We start from the raw sequence: 14,674 nt of genomic DNA, 5'->3' as shown, positions 1-14,674 counted from the left end.
GATGATGCCTGTGGCCGCTCAGGACTCAAGCCGTGCGAGTGCGATGAACAGTAATCCCAGAGCAAGCGGCCACAACCATTGCCACCATGGCGGCGGCGGCGGCACGACGATACGCAAACTCGGCGCATCGGCCAGGGCGAACGGCACGGCATCAGCCTGTGCCAGCGCCCCCACCGCGGCGCGCGCAATCCGGCGCACGCGCCCGGCGACGCCAGACGATGGCGCCGCCGCAGACTCGTCATGTCCGGCGCCCAGCAATGCGCGCACCTGTGGCAGGCACTCCAGCGTCAGGCCGACCCGTACCGCCAAGCGTTCACGCACGCTGCCGAACGGTGTCGCCAGCCAGTAGAGTCCGCCGCTCAGGCCATCGCGCCCGCAGCGGGCGATCAGCAAGGCTGCCCCGGCCACCATCTCCAGCAGCGCCAACGCCCGCCAGACGGCCAGCGACAGGCCGGCAGCGGTCGGCGACAGCGTGCCGAGCTCCGGCCACAAACGTACGCCCGGGGTAAACCACAGATGCGTAACGGTCAGCGCCAGCAGCAGCCAGCGCACCCGGCGCAGGCCGCCGCGCAATGTGCCAGCGGGCACGTGACCGCCAAGCAGCAGACGGGCAGCGAGGAGCATCAGCAGCCCGCACAGCACTGCTGCCGGCGACGCCGCAGCAACACCCAACGCATACATCAGGAACAGCACGATCAGAATGGCTGGATGCATGCAGGCGACCGCATCAGCTCAGCGGCAAGAGACGGCAGCCCTGACGCGCCAGCAGCCGGCTGCGTCAGGAAGCGAGTTTGTCGAGCAGCGCCTGTGCCCTGAGCCGCTGCTGCTTGCCGCCTTCCACCAGCACCTCTTCCAGCAGGGTGCGTGCACCGAGCGGATCGTCCATGTCGATATAAGCGAGCGCCAGATCGAGCTTGGTCTCGACGAACTCGTCTTCCTCGTCGGCACCGGCTTCGACCATCTCCGCCGGCCCCATCGACAGCACCGGAGACTCGACAGAAGGCTTGTGCTCAGGCACGACAGGAACATCGTCAAGCTGCAATGGCTCAACGATCGGCGGCGGAGCCAGAACCGGCTCGAAGGTAAAGCCGGTATCCGCCGGCGTCTCCTCGACATTCTCCTTCACCGCTGCCGCAGCGGCCGAAGTCTCGGCCTTGGTGCTCACCGGCGCCGTCGGGTTCAGATCCGGCAGATCGAACGTCAGATCGAAGCCACCAGCCGGCGCCGCCTCTTTGGGCTTATCCTGCACCTCCGGCTTCGGTGCCGTGCTCAGGTTTGGCAAGGCAACATCGCCAAAGTCCAGATCGCCGAGACTGAGATCGTCGAGCGCACCGGAACTGGCTCGGCCCTTTTCGGCCGCCGGCGCCACACGCTCGAATGTCAGACCTGACATATCACCCAGCGCCGGCGGCTCACTGGCCGGACCTGGCAGCGGCGCTGCGGGAGCTGGCGCGGGCGTCTTGGCGCCAGCAGCGCCGCCTTCAGACGGCACGGCCGGCGTTGATGCTTCAGCGCTCGATGCGGCCGCAGGCGGGTTGAACAGCGGATCTTCGGGACAGACCTCGCGCCCCATGCGGGCCACACGCAACCACAATGGATCGGTGTCGGCGTACACCAGCTCGCGCAGGGGGCCCGCGGCCACGCGGAAAGCGGTGGCGTCACGCATCGCATGCAGCACATCCAACAGGCGCAGGCGCACCGTCGTACTGTCGGGTGCCTGTGTCAGTGCCTGTTCAAGCAGTGCACGCGCCTCCGGGTACTTGCCAACGGCGGCCAGCAGCGATGCCCGCTCGGCGACATCGCCCTGCTCGGCACTTCCCGTCGCCTCGGGCAGCGATCGCGGCGACTCACCGGCTGCGGCAGTACTGTCGACCGACGCCGGCTCGACCCGCTTGAACTCGGGCTGGACACTGGCACCATCGAGTTCGGCCTGACGGCGGCGGCGGACCACCAGGAGCCCGCCCGCCAATGCGGCTACGGCCGCAAGGCCGAGACCGCCGAGCGTCAAAGGATCATCGAGCAGATAATCGAAGAAGCCGGTCTCCTTGGGTACCGGTGGTGACTGCCGCGGCGCCACCGCCGGGGCAATCGGTGCCGTCGCCACCGCCGGCCGGTTATCGACCTTCGGCGCCGCCGGATTGACCGGCACGGGAGGCGGAGCCGCCGCCGCAGGCTGGGTCTCCAAACGGCTCTGCAGATGCTCCAGGCCGGATGCCTGCAGACGCAGACGACCATCCTCGACAGCGATCTGCGCGACTGGAGCGGCATTGACCAGCGGATCAGGTCCGGCCGCGGGCGGCGCGGCCGGCAATTCTGCAGGCCCCGCGGGCGGCGTACTCTCAGGCGCAACCAGTCGCACCTGCGCATCATTGCCCACCGCTGCCGGCGCCGAGGGGGCCAGCGGCTGCGGCACACGCACTTCACCGCTGCTGGTCACCGGAGGCACTGCGTTTATCGGCGGCACGGCGGCTGCCGGAGTCGTCGGGGCTGCCGCGACCTGCCAGCCTTCCGTTTCGGGGAGTGACAGCATCGCTCCCGCGCGCAAGGCGCTGGGATTGCGACCGATGAAAGCGGCAGGGTTGGTGTCGAACAAACGCCGTACGGCCACGGCGGTCGGCATGCCTGCAGGACGCAGACGATCAGCGATGGCCCACAGGGTCTCACCCCGCTGGACGGGCCCGTACCCGCCGCGCGGCCCGCTCGGCAAGGCCGGAGAAACGCTGGCACCCTGCGCAATGGCGATGCCCGACCGCGATGGACGCGCGCCGGGACGAACCGGGTCGAGCAGAATGGCGAACTCGCGCAGCAGCTGCCCGTTCGGGCCGCTCAGTTCCACCAGAAAGTTCAGCGCCGGATCACGCACCGGCTGCTTGGACGTGATGTGGATATAGCTGTGTCCGTCCGGCCTGGACTGGAGCTGGAACTCCAGATCGGACACCGGACCGATACGCTCCAGCCCCAGCTGCTCGAAGGCACGAGCCGGCGCGATGCGCACCGAATAATTCTGCAATTCGTCCGGAACGACAGACAGCAGCTCGACATCTGCCTGCAGGGGCTGGTTGAGCCCCGAATGAACCTGTATCGGCCCAACGCCGATCGCTGCAGCCACACCCGGCGCCAGCAAAAGCCCCGCCAGCAGGGCACGACTCCGTCTATTCCCTTTTGTCATCGTCGATCGCGTCTCGGTATCCGTAGGCTACGGACGAAGTGGATTCCGCCGCATCCTGGCGGTTGTTAGGAGGCTGTACGGCCAACGCGACTCTTTGGCCCCGGCGTCAGCGCGGACCGTCCACCAGCGTTCTCGCGACAGCGACCCCGTTCGACGCAGCTGCCCGCACATTATCTGCCACTATCCACAGATTCAAGTCCCGTGCCTCCCCGGCAGCCGCTCGCAGCAGCGCGATCTGCGGCAGGGACTGCGACACGGCATCGACCACCGGCGACACCGGGGCATCGTCCAGTGCCAGGCAGTCGAGCCCTGCGCTGGCCTCCAGTGCACGCTGCAACTGACCGCAGGGCACACCACGCATCAGGCGCAGGCGCAGCACGCAACCGTCCCCGAAGAATACCGGCATGCGCAGCGCCAGTGCCGTCACGCACTCGCTCGGCACGCCGACAGCCTCGGCCAGCAGACGGCTGCACAGGGCTTCCTCAGCGGTATAGCCGGTCGCGTCGAAGCCGTCCCAGCCCGGCAGCACGTTGAAGGCGATCTGCTGCGGATACAGGTGCGGTTCGATCGGGCGTGCGTTGAGCAGATTGGCGGTCTGCCGGGCCAGTTCATCGATGCCGGCACGGCCATCGTTCGACACCGCGCGCAGCCAGGTCAGGTCGATACGCTCCACACCGGCGAGCGGCTGCAGCGCAGCGACCACACGTGCGGCGGCAACCACCACCGCCGGCGGCGCGATCAGCGCCGTCTGCGCACCGAGCTCAGCATCATTGACCGCGTGCACGACCACCGGCACATGCGTCGTCGTCGCCAGATGACCGCTGAGATCGAGCAGCCTGGCGCCAGCCGCCCGTGCTTGCGACAGACTCTGCGCCGTCAGCTCGGCATCAGCGAACAAGGCGACGGCGACGTCAGCGAAATCGAAACCCGCGGCGGCAGCGCTTTTGAGGTAGGTGTCCGCGTACTCAAGGCGCGTGCCGACAGCCTCTTCGGCCACCAGCGCGCGCAGGCGCGATGCCGGCCAGCCGCTGTCGGCCAGTTCAGCCAGCAGGGCCTCACCGAGCAGTCCGTCGGCACCGACGACTGCGATCAAGGCCTGGTCATTCATCATCTGCTCTCCCGCATGCGGCGAAACGAACGGGCCCGCCGGTGACTCCGGCGGGCCCGCGAGGCTGCCGGCATCACGCCGTCAGCCACTTCCAAGGATAACCCGACTCAGGCTTCGAGCAGGATGCGCAGCATGCGCCGCAGCGGCTCGGCAGCGCCCCACAGCAGCTGGTCGCCGCAGACGAAGGCCGACAGATACTGCGGACCCATGTTGAGCTTGCGCACGCGACCGACGGCGATGTCGAGCTTGCCGGTGACAGCCGCCGGCGTCAGCTCCTGCATCGACAGCGGGCGCTCATTGGCGACGTACTTGACCCACGGATTGCCCTCGCGGATCAGCGCTTCGATGTCAGCAAGCGGCAGATCACGGTTGAGCTTGAGCGTCAGCGCCAGGCTGTGGCAGCGCATCGCGCCGATGCGCACACACAGGCCGTCGACCGGGATCGTGCTCTCGGTGCCGAGGATCTTGTTGACCTCGGCCTGCCCCTTCCACTCTTCCTTGGACTGGCCGTTGTCGAGCTGCTTGTCGATCCACGGGATCAGCGAACCGGCCAGCGGCGCGCCGAAATGCTGCGCCGGGAAGGCCTCGTCACGCATCGTCGCCGCCACCTTGCGGTCGATGTCGAGGATCGCCGAGGCCGGATCGGCGAGCAGCTCGGCGACCGAGGCGTGCAGCGCACCCATCTGCGCCAGCAGCTCGCGCATGTTCTGTGCACCGGCGCCGGAGGCCGCCTGATAGGTCATCGAGCTGACCCACTCCACCAGCCCGGCCTTGAACAGGCCGCCGACACCCATCAGCAGGATCGAGTTGGTGCAGTTGCCGCCGATGTAGTTGCGCACGCCCCTGGCCAGCGCCGCGTCGATGACGCCGCGGTTGACCGGATCGAGGACGATGACCGCATCCGCCTCCATGCGCAGCGCCGAAGCGGCGTCGATCCAGTAGCCGTCCCAGCCGGCGGCCCGCAGCTGCGGGTAGATGGCGTTGGTGTAGTCGCCACCCTGGCAGGAGATGATCACATCCATCGCCGCCAACGCCGCGATCGACTTCGCATCCTGCAGGCTCGACGCGCCCTTGCCGACATCGGGCGCCGCACCGCCGACGTTGGACGTGGTGAAGAACACCGGATCGATCAGCGCGAAATCATTCTCCGCCCGCATGCGCTCCATCAGCACCGAGCCGACCATGCCACGCCAGCCCACCAGACCTACTCGCTTCATTTTCTTGACCTCTGCAGCGGCGGCGCCCGGCCACCGCGTGATAACCGTATTGCGTGCACCCGCTCAGTCGGCGAGCGCCGCGAGCACCGCCGCACCCATCGCCACGGTGCCGACCTTCTCGCAGCCGGCCGACCAGATGTCGGCGGTGCGCAGCCCCTGATCGAGCACGCGCGAAACCGCGCGCTCGACGCGCTCGGCCAGATCGGCGCGCTCCAGCGAATAGCGCAGCATCATCGCCACCGACAGGATCGTCGCCAGCGGATTGGCCACGCCCTTGCCGGCGATGTCCGGGGCCGAGCCGTGGATCGGCTCGTACATGCCCTTGCCGTGCTCGTCGAGCGAGGCCGACGGCAGCATGCCGATCGAGCCGGTCAGCATCGACGCCTCATCGGAGAGGATGTCGCCGAAGATATTGCCGGTGACCATCACGTCGAACTGCTTGGGATTGCGCACCAGCTGCATCGCGGCGTTGTCGACCAGCATGTGGCTGAGGCTGACGTCCGCATAATCCCTGGCGACTTCCTCGGCGACGTCGCGCCACAGCTGCGTCGTCTCCAGCACGTTCATCTTGTCGATCGAGCAGACGCGGCCGCCACGCTTGCGCGCGGCCTCGAAGGCGACGCGCACGATGCGACGGATCTCCGACTCGGAGTAGATCATCGTGTTGAAGCCGACGCGCTCGCCGTTGCGCTGCTCGATGCCACGCGGCTCACCGAAATAGATGTCACCGGTCAGCTCGCGCACGATCAGGATGTCGAGCCCGGCAACCAGCTCGGGTTTCAGCGAGCTGGCGGCGGCGAGCTGCGGATAGACCATCGCCGGGCGCAGATTGGCGAACAGGTTCAGATCCTTGCGGATGGCGAGCAGGCCGCGCTCCGGGCGCTGCGGCCGCGGCAGCGTGTCGTACTGCGGCCCGCCGACGGCGCCGAGCAGCACCGCATCGGCGGCACGGGCCTTGGCCTGCGTCGCAGCCGGGTACGGCTCGCCGCTGGCATCGACGGCACAGCCGCCGAGCAGCGCACTGTCGAGCTCGACGTCGAGGCCGTACTCGCGCTGCAGCACGCCGATCACCTTGACCGCCTCCCCGACGATCTCGGGGCCGATGCCGTCGCCGGCGAGAACCAGAATCTTCTTGCTCATGTTTCGTGTGTCCTGGGTCAGTCCATTCAAAACGGCCGCGCCGGGCGGCCGGGTCATACGATGATGGGCAGTCTCAGCGCCCGTTCGACCAGCAGATCGGCGCATCTTCCTACTGCACACCGAACCCCAGCCCCTGCGGCCCGATGTGGATGTGCCCGGTCGCGAACAACACGGCGAGCAGCACCAGCAGCAGCGCACCGACCAGGCCGACCAGACCACCACTACCCTCTGCGCGCCCGCGCCCCTCGCGACGGCGCGGTGCCCGCCGCGGCCGCTGAGCCGGCGGCACGGCCGGCCGGCGCGTGGGCACCACCGGCGGTGGCGGCGCCACGGTACGCGGATCGGTCTCCACCGATTCGAGCTTCAGCCCGGCGACGAAGGGGCTGTACTCCGCCGGTGCGCGCGCCGATGGTGCGCGCTGCCCGGGTGCCGCCGCCGGCAGGTGCTCCAGGAAACTGATCACCCGGGAGGCCGCGTTCATGAAATCCTCGGGCCGTTCGATCTCGAAGGCGTCCTGATGCACGGCCGAGTTGCGCAGCGTCGCGATCCAGCGCGCGGTCTTGACGATGTCCGCCGGCAGATGCCCCTGCACACTGTTGAGCTTTTCGTGCAGGCCCTTGCCGGTGGCGCCGAGGCGCTGCTCCAGCAGGGATTCGATCGCCCGCGCATTACGCACCGCCATCTCGATGCTCGACATACCCCCAGCCTCCCGAATATCAGCGGCTCAAGGCGTCGATCGTGCCCGATCGTACGTCAGTGTGCGAACAGCCACGGCGCTTCCTGGCGCCGCCTGGCTTCGTAGGCACGGATTTCATCGGCGTGGCGCAGCGTCAGGCCGATGTCATCCCAGCCGTTGAGCAGGCATTCCTTGCGGAACGGATCGACCTCGAAGTCGATCACCTCGCCATCCGGCGTGGTGAGCGTCTGCGTCTGCAGATCGACGACCAGCCGATAGCCTTCCTGCGCCGTCACCGCCTGGAACAGGCGATCGATGCTGACCTCCGGCAGACGGATCGCCAGCACGCCGTTCTTGCCGCAGTTGCTGAAGAAGATATCGGCGAAGCTCGGCGCGATGACGCAGCGGATGCCGAAGTCCTCCAGCGCCCACACCGCGTGCTCACGCGAGCTGCCGCAGCCGAAGTTCTTGCGCGCCAGCAGCACGCTGGCGCCCTGGTAGCGCGGCTGGTTGAGCACGAAGTCCGTGTTCAGCGGCCGCCCGGCGCAGTCCTGGCCCGGCTGGCCGACATCGAGGTAGCGCCACTCGTCGAACAGGTTCGGGCCGAAGCCCGAGCGCTTGATCGACTTCAGAAACTGCTTGGGAATGATCGCGTCGGTGTCGACATTCGGCCGGTCGAGGGCGACGACGAGGCCGTCGAGTTGCGTGAAAGGCTTCATGGTCTGCGTCCTCGCTGTCAGAAGTTGCGCACATCGACGAAGTGGCCGGCGATCGCCGCCGCCGCCGCCATCGCCGGGCCGACCAGATGGGTACGGCCACCGGCGCCCTGACGGCCCTCGAAATTACGGTTGCTGGTGCTGGCGCAGTGCTCGCCGGCGCCGAGGCGATCGGCGTTCATCGCCAGACACATCGAGCAGCCGGGCTCGCGCCACTCGAAGCCGGCGGCGAGAAACAGCTGATCGAGCCCTTCGGCCTCGGCCTGCTCCTTGACCAGACCGGAGCCCGGCACCACCAGCGCCTGCTTGACGTTCGCCGCCACCTTGCGGCCCTTGATCACCGCCGCCGCCTCGCGCAGATCCTCGATACGCGAATTGGTGCACGAGCCGATGAACACGCGATCGAGCAGAATCTCGGTGATCGGCTGGTTCGGCGCCAGGCCCATGTAGGCGAGTGCCTTCTGCATGCCCGAGCGCTTCACCGGATCGGCCTCGGCGGCCGGATCGGGCACGCGCTCGTCGACAGCGACGACCATTTCCGGCGACGTGCCCCAGGTCACCTGCGGGCGGATCTTCGCGGCGTCGATCTCGACCAGCGCATCGAAGGTCGCCTCCGGGTCGGAATGCAGCGTCTTCCACCACGCCACCGCCGTGTCCCAGTCAGCGCCCTTGGGCGCGAACGGCCGGCCGCGCACGTACTCAATGGTAGTGTCGTCGCAGGCGATCATGCCGGCACGCGCACCGGCCTCGATCGCCATGTTGCAGACCGTCATGCGCCCTTCCATCGACAGGCCGCGGATCGCCGAGCCGCCGAACTCGATGGCGTAGCCGGTGCCGCCGGCGGTACCGATGACACCAATGATCGCCAGCACCACGTCCTTGGCGTCGACGCCGGCGCCGAGCTCGCCGTCGACGCGCACCAGCATCGACTTCGACTTCTTCTGGATCAGGCACTGTGTCGCCATCACGTGCTCGACTTCGGAGGTGCCGATGCCGAAGGCCAGCGCGGCGAAAGCACCGTGCGTGGCGGTGTGCGAGTCACCGCAGACCACCGTCATGCCCGGCAGCGTCGCGCCCTGCTCGGGGCCGATGACGTGCACGATGCCCTGGCGTACATCGTTGATCGGGAAGTAATTCAGGTGCAGCTCGCGGGCGTTGATGTCGAGCGTCTCGACCTGCGTGCGCGACACCGGATCGACGATGTCGCTGATGCCGCCGGCACGCGGCGTCGTCGGCACGTTGTGATCCGGCACCGCCAGCATCGAATCCAGCCGCCACGGCTGGCGGCCGGCGAGCTTCAGGCCCTCGAAAGCCTGCGGCGAGGTCACCTCGTGCACCAGATGACGGTCGATGTAGAGCAGCGCGGTGCCGTCTTCGTCAGTACGCACCACGTGCGCATCCCAGAGCTTGTCGTAAAGCGTCTTGCCGGCCATTGCCACGGTCCTCCAGCTTGCAGTGCGCGGAATCTACGCCGCGATCAGACATGACACCAATTCATGTTTTTCATACGATGGATGACCATCAGGAATGGGAACGGGTTCATGGACATCGCTGCGCTGCAGGCCTTCGTCGCCGTCGCCGACACCGGCTCGTTTTCGCTGGCCGGCGAGCGGCTGTTCCTCACCCAGCCGGCGGTCAGCAAACGCATCTCGGCGCTGGAAAGCGAACTCGGCGTCAGGCTGTTCGACCGCCTCGGCCGCCGCGTGCCGCTGACCGAGGCCGGCAACACGCTGCTGCCGCGCGCGCGCCGCGTGCTCGCCGAGCTCGAAGACGGCAAGCGCGCGCTGCACAATCTCTCCGGCCAGGTCGCCGGCGCGCTGACGCTGGTCACCAGTCATCACGTCGGCCTGCACCGCCTGCCGCCGGTGCTGCGCACCTTCACCGCGCGCTACCCGCAGGTACAGCTCGACCTGCGCTTCATGGCCTCGGAAGCCGCCTGCCATGCCGTCGCCGCCGGCGACGTCGAGCTGGCCATCGTCACCCTGCCGCTGCGCCCGGAGGCACCGCTGTCGCTGCGCAGCGTGTGGACCGACCGCCTGCTGCTGGTGGTGCAGCCGGGGCATCCGCTGGCGCGGCAGCGACGCATCTCGCCGTTCCTGCTCGCCGAATACGCTGCGATCCTGCCTGAGTACGGCACCTACACCCGCGAGCTGATCGAGCGCCTGTTCGAGCCGCTCGGCGTGCGCCTGCGCATTGCCTTTTCCGCCAACTATCTGGAAACCATCAAGATGATGGTCTCGGTCGGACTCGGCTGGTCGCTGCTGCCACGCAGCATGCTCGACGGCCAGCTGGTCGCGCTGGAGCTGGAAGGCCTGTCGCCGAGCCGCGAACTCGGCGTCGTTTCGCATTCCGGCTACACGCCCTCGAACGCGGCCCGTGCCCTGCTCGAACTGCTCGACGAGGAGCGCGGCAGCAGCATCGAGCCGCAACCCTGGCGCGGCTACTGAGCGCCCGCCTCAGGCGGCGCGGTGGCCGGAAACCTCGGCACCGGCGTCCGCCGGCAGCCGCAGCGCCGGCCAGGCCGCCGCCGCCGACAGCAGCGAGACGCCGAGAAACGCCCAGGCGAAATCGCCGATGGTGACACTCGCATGGCCGTGCATCGCGGCCGAGGCTTCCAGCATGAAGGCGCCGACGGTGACGCCGGCGCTCAGCGCCAGCTGCTGGGCGACATTGGCCAGCCCGGAGGCCGACCCCATGTCGACGCGCTCGATGTCGGCGTAGCAGATGGCGTTGAGCGCGGTGAACTGCAGCGAGCGGAAAAAGCCGCTGGCCAGCAGCACGCAGAGCAGCAGCCAGACCGGGGTGGCGGTGTCGAACAGGCCGCAGACGGCGAGCACCAGCGAAGCGATCAGCGCATTCACCGTCAGCACCGAGCGGAAACCGAAGCGGCGCAGGATGCGTGCGCTCAGCGTCTTCATGCCGATCGCCGCCAGCGCCGAGACGCAGGTCAGCGCACCCGACTGCAGCGGCGACATGCCCAGACCGAGCTGCAGCAGCAGCGGCAGCAGGAACGGCGTGGCACCGACACCGAGGCGGAACAGCCAGCCACCGAGCACGCTGACGCGGTAGGTCGGCACCTGCAGGAAGCGGAAATCGAGCAGCGGATGCGCGCAGCCGCGGGCATGGCGCACGTAGGCCGCGAGCAGCAGCGCGCCACCGGCGGCACAGGCGGCGGACAGCTCGCCGCTCAGCAGATGCTGGCCGGCGGTGGCCAGGCCGAGCGTGAGCAGCGACAGCCCCAGCCCCGAGAGCACGAAGCCGCGCAGATCCAGCGGCCAGGTCTGCTCCTCGCGCAGATTCGGGATGTAGCGCCCGGCGAAGTACAGGCCGAGCAGCGCGATCGGCACATTGATGAAGAAGATCCAGCGCCAGTCGAAATAGGTGCTGATGAAGCCGCCGAGCAGCGGCCCGAACACCGGCCCGAGCAGCGCCGGAATGGTCAGGTAGCTGAGTGCGGTGACCATCTCGTCCTTGGCCACCGACTTCATCAGCAGCAGGCGGCCGACCGGCACCATCATCGCCCCGCCCATGCCCTGCAGAAAGCGGGCGACGACGAAGCCGCCGAGCGAGCTGGCGAAGCCGCAGGCCACCGAGCCGAGCGTGAACACCACGATCGCGGCGCGGAACACCCGCCGTGCGCCGTAGCGGTCGGCGAACCAGCCACTGACCGGGATGAACACGGCGAGGCTGACCAGATAGGCGGTGAGCGCCAGCTTGAGCGCGATCGGCGATTCGCCGAGCGCGGCGGCGATCACCGGCAGCGAGGTGGAAATCACCGTCGCATCGAGACTTTCCATGAACAGCGCACAGGCGACGATCAGCGCGAGCAGCAGAGGACGGGGCATCGGGATTCGGGCGGTCGGGGGCAGCGGCGCAGCGCCGGCCAGAGATGAAGACGTAACGGACATTTCGGCAAACGACAAAGCTGACATGGCCGACGAGACTGCGTCCACGGCCACGGGGTTCGCGATCATCCGCGCATGGCCGCCAAACCGCACGCACGGCTTGCAAAGCCCGCCCGCCGGGCGCACGGAGAAACAGGCGCTCAGTCGAGTGCCAGCGGCTGCCACTCGCCCTGCGCCGCCGCACCCTCGGCCCACAGCCAGCCGCAGGCGATCGGCAGCGAAAAGCGCCGCGGCCCGGCGCTGCCGGGGTTGAACCACAGCACGCCGCCGTGGTGCTCGCAGCGCGGCTTGTGCGAATGGCCGTAGACGACGACGTCGATGCCGGTGGCGAGCGGATCGAGCGCCAGTTCACGCACGTTGTGCAGCAGGTGGATGCGCAGGCCGGCGTGCTCGACGGTCAGCGCCAGCGGCAGCGCCTCGGCCCAGTGGCCGTGATCGTTGTTGCCGCGCACCGCGTGCAGCGGGGCCAGCCGGCGCAGCGCTTCGAGGATCTGCGGATCGCCGATGTCACCGGCATGCAGGATCAGCGCGCAGCCGTCGAGCGCCGCCAGCGCCTGCGGCCGCAGCAGGCCGTGGGTGTCGGAGATCACACCGATGCGCCCGCTCATGACTCGTCGTCACGGGCGAAGTCGACGACGTAGCCCCAGCCGAGCGCGCGCACCGGCGCATACACCCGCCACAGCCCGGGCCGCTCGACGATGCCGCTGCGCGTCTGCGCCAGCGCCTGCAGCACCGCCGCATCCTCGAAAGTCTCGGTGAGCGGTGCACTGCCGGCGTGGACGATGACGTGACCGGAATCATCGATCAGGCGCGCCGCCAGCGCCGGTGTCTTCGGCAGCAGCAGGCGCTGGCCGAGAATGTCGAGACTGAACGCCAGCCCGGCGACGCCGCGCAGCGTGCCGTCGGCCGCCAGCACGCGCTGCACGCACGGCAGCAGCAGCTCACCGTTGATCGGGCTGCGGAACGGATGCCCGCAGGCATGCTCGGCACCCTCAGCAGCACTGACCAGCTGGTACCAGGACTGCGTGCGCACATCGTAGTCGGCTCCGAGCAGATCGCCGGCGACGCCGGGGTAGCGCAGTTCGCCGCCACTGGCCAGGCCGACCACCGCCCACAGCAAAGGCGTTTCCTCCTCGTCGACCAGATGGCGCATCGCCGCGGCATCGCGCTGCGGCCGATCGGCGTCGTCGGCCAGCGAATACAGTCGCGGCAGCAGCGGCGTCAGCAGTGCCAGGCGGCCGAGTTCGGCAGCGGCCTGCGGCGTGCTGCCGGTCGCCAGCTGCACCGACGGTGCGCTGGCATCGACGGCGAGCCCGCCGTACTGCGGCGCTTTCACCGCCGCCGGCAGCGGTTGCGCCGGATCGGCCGGCGGCACGGCGGCGTTGCTGGCCAGTGCCACGCTGGCGGCACTGCTCAGCCCTTCGAGCAGACGGTCGAACTGCTGGAAGCCGTCACCGATGCGCTCGGCCTGCGCCGCGCCGCTGGCGAGCACGCGCGCCATCAGCAGCTCGCGCCGCTGCATGCGTTCGAGCATCGCCAGATGCCGCCACAGCAGGCCGGCACTGCTGAGGCTGCCGAGCAGCAGTGCCAGCAGCAGTGTCACCAGCGTCGCCTGACGGTGGCGGCCGACCCAGCGCAGCGTGCGCCGCAGCAGCGAATCGCGCAGCGCGCTGACCGCCTCGCCGCGCAGCCAGGCGCGCACGTCGCCGGCCAGCGCGGTGACGTCGGCATAGCGCGCCGCCGGTTCGAGCGCGCTGGCGCGGGCGATGACCGCCGCCAGTTCCGGCGCCACCGCCGGCAGGCCGTGCGGCGCCTGCGCCGGTGCGCGCTCGCCGCGCAGGCGGGCGTTGAGCACCTCCTCGGCACTGTGCCCGATCGCCGCGCGGCGCAGCGTCAGCAGCTCCTGCAGGATCAGGCCGAGCGCGTACTGGTCGGCGCGGGCATCGACGGCATCGCCGCACGCCTGCTCCGGTGCCATGTAGGCCGGCGTGCCGATGATGTCGCCGCAGCGCGTGCGCCCGGCCGGATCGGCCTCGGCGAGCTGCGGCGGTGCCTGCTCCGGCGCCTCGGTGGCAAGTGACGGTGCGCTGTGCACCAGGGCGATGCCCCAGTCCATCACGTACACCTCGTGGAAGGTGCCGATCATGATGTTCGAGGGCTTGAGGTCGCGATGGACCACGCCCTTGGCGTGGGCGTAGGCGATGGCGTCGCAGACCTTGAGGAAATGGTCGATCAGCGTTTCGCGCGCCAGCTCCGCCGGCAGCGGCTCGCTGCGCGCCAGGGTTTCGCGCGCGGCGGCGATCAGCTCGGCGAGCGTGCGCCCGCGCACCAGCTTCATCGCGTAGGCGATGTGGCCGTCGGCATCGCGCTCCAGCGCATACACCGGCACCACGTTCGGGTGATCGAGCTGGGCGGTCAGCTGTGCCTCGATCAGAAAACGCTGCGCCACGCCGGGCGCGGTCTCGACGGCGCCGTGCAGACGCTTGTAGGCCACCGTGCGCAGCAGCTCGCGGTCGCGTGCCGCCTGCACCTCGCCCATCGCGCCGGCGCCGACCGGGCCGAGCAGCTCGTAATGCGAGCCGGGCATGTCGGCGTCACGCGCCGGCGGCGCCGGCGGCAGGGCGCCCGGTGCCTGCGTCAGGGTGCGCAAGACGGTCAGCTCGATGCTGTCGGCGACCGGCAGCACCCGCGTCGCGGCCAGCGCCTCGTCGCCGTCGATCACAGCGTCATTGCCGCCCATGCA

At 69.1% G+C, this 14,674-nt stretch carries 12 protein-coding genes; 1 reads left to right on the top strand and 11 read right to left on the bottom strand.

Annotation, left to right across the window (positions count from 1 at the left end; genetic code table 11):
• Nucleotides 1-18: 18 nt before the first annotated feature.
• From C7443_RS14490 to leuC, 8 genes are all read right to left on the bottom strand, one after another.
• Nucleotides 19-714 (bottom strand): hypothetical protein, encoded by a 696-nt coding sequence (locus tag C7443_RS14490; RefSeq protein ID WP_110019334.1) that lies wholly within the window; start codon nucleotides 712-714, stop codon nucleotides 19-21.
• Between the two features lie 64 nt (nucleotides 715-778).
• Nucleotides 779-3,109, bottom strand: a complete 2,331-nt coding sequence (locus tag C7443_RS14485) for a motility hub landmark protein FimV (RefSeq protein WP_170123631.1) — start codon at nucleotides 3,107-3,109, stop codon at nucleotides 779-781.
• Nucleotides 3,110-3,275: 166 nt separating this feature from the next.
• Nucleotides 3,276-4,277 (bottom strand): Asd/ArgC dimerization domain-containing protein, encoded by a 1,002-nt coding sequence (locus C7443_RS14480; RefSeq protein WP_170123630.1) that lies wholly within the window; start codon nucleotides 4,275-4,277, stop codon nucleotides 3,276-3,278.
• Nucleotides 4,278-4,384: 107 nt separating this feature from the next.
• Entirely contained in the window at nucleotides 4,385-5,494 is a 1,110-nt protein-coding gene (gene asd / locus C7443_RS14475) for an aspartate-semialdehyde dehydrogenase (RefSeq protein ID WP_110019331.1), read from the bottom strand.
• 63 nt (nucleotides 5,495-5,557) lie between these two features.
• Nucleotides 5,558-6,634: a 3-isopropylmalate dehydrogenase gene (gene leuB / locus C7443_RS14470; protein ID WP_110019330.1), complete on the bottom strand. Its 1,077-nt coding sequence runs from the start codon at nucleotides 6,632-6,634 to the stop codon at nucleotides 5,558-5,560.
• Between the two features lie 109 nt (nucleotides 6,635-6,743).
• Entirely contained in the window at nucleotides 6,744-7,331 is a 588-nt protein-coding gene (locus tag C7443_RS14465) for a hypothetical protein (protein WP_110019329.1), read from the bottom strand.
• A 56-nt stretch (nucleotides 7,332-7,387) separates the two neighbouring features.
• The gene (gene leuD / locus C7443_RS14460; RefSeq protein ID WP_110019328.1) at nucleotides 7,388-8,029 is read right to left on the bottom strand and encodes a 3-isopropylmalate dehydratase small subunit; all 642 of its coding nucleotides are present in this window, start codon (nucleotides 8,027-8,029) and stop codon (nucleotides 7,388-7,390) included.
• Between the two features lie 17 nt (nucleotides 8,030-8,046).
• The gene (leuC, locus tag C7443_RS14455; protein WP_110019327.1) at nucleotides 8,047-9,459 is read right to left on the bottom strand and encodes a 3-isopropylmalate dehydratase large subunit; all 1,413 of its coding nucleotides are present in this window, start codon (nucleotides 9,457-9,459) and stop codon (nucleotides 8,047-8,049) included.
• A 108-nt stretch (nucleotides 9,460-9,567) separates the two neighbouring features.
• On the opposite strand from leuC, the gene C7443_RS14450 reads away from it, so the two are divergent.
• The gene (locus tag C7443_RS14450) at nucleotides 9,568-10,473 is read left to right on the top strand and encodes a LysR family transcriptional regulator (protein ID WP_110019326.1); all 906 of its coding nucleotides are present in this window, start codon (nucleotides 9,568-9,570) and stop codon (nucleotides 10,471-10,473) included.
• Between the two features lie 9 nt (nucleotides 10,474-10,482).
• On the opposite strand, the gene C7443_RS14445 is transcribed toward C7443_RS14450, so the two are convergent.
• From C7443_RS14445 to C7443_RS14435, 3 genes are all read right to left on the bottom strand, one after another.
• Nucleotides 10,483-11,871 (bottom strand): MFS transporter, encoded by a 1,389-nt coding sequence (locus C7443_RS14445; RefSeq protein ID WP_110019325.1) that lies wholly within the window; start codon nucleotides 11,869-11,871, stop codon nucleotides 10,483-10,485.
• 200 nt (nucleotides 11,872-12,071) lie between these two features.
• Nucleotides 12,072-12,539: a metallophosphoesterase family protein gene (locus C7443_RS14440; RefSeq protein ID WP_110019324.1), complete on the bottom strand. Its 468-nt coding sequence runs from the start codon at nucleotides 12,537-12,539 to the stop codon at nucleotides 12,072-12,074.
• On the bottom strand, nucleotides 12,536-14,671 hold the full coding sequence (locus tag C7443_RS14435) for a serine/threonine protein kinase (RefSeq protein WP_110019323.1): 2,136 nt from the start codon (nucleotides 14,669-14,671) through the stop codon (nucleotides 12,536-12,538). The genes C7443_RS14440 and C7443_RS14435 overlap by 4 nt, the downstream gene beginning before the upstream one ends.
• Between the last annotated feature and the right edge of the window lie 3 nt (nucleotides 14,672-14,674).

Origin of the sequence: Plasticicumulans acidivorans (genome assembly GCF_003182095.1) — a bacterium.
Classification (GTDB): domain Bacteria; phylum Pseudomonadota; class Gammaproteobacteria; order Competibacterales; family Competibacteraceae; genus Plasticicumulans; species Plasticicumulans acidivorans.
This window is presented reverse-complemented; position numbering and strand designations above follow the sequence as displayed.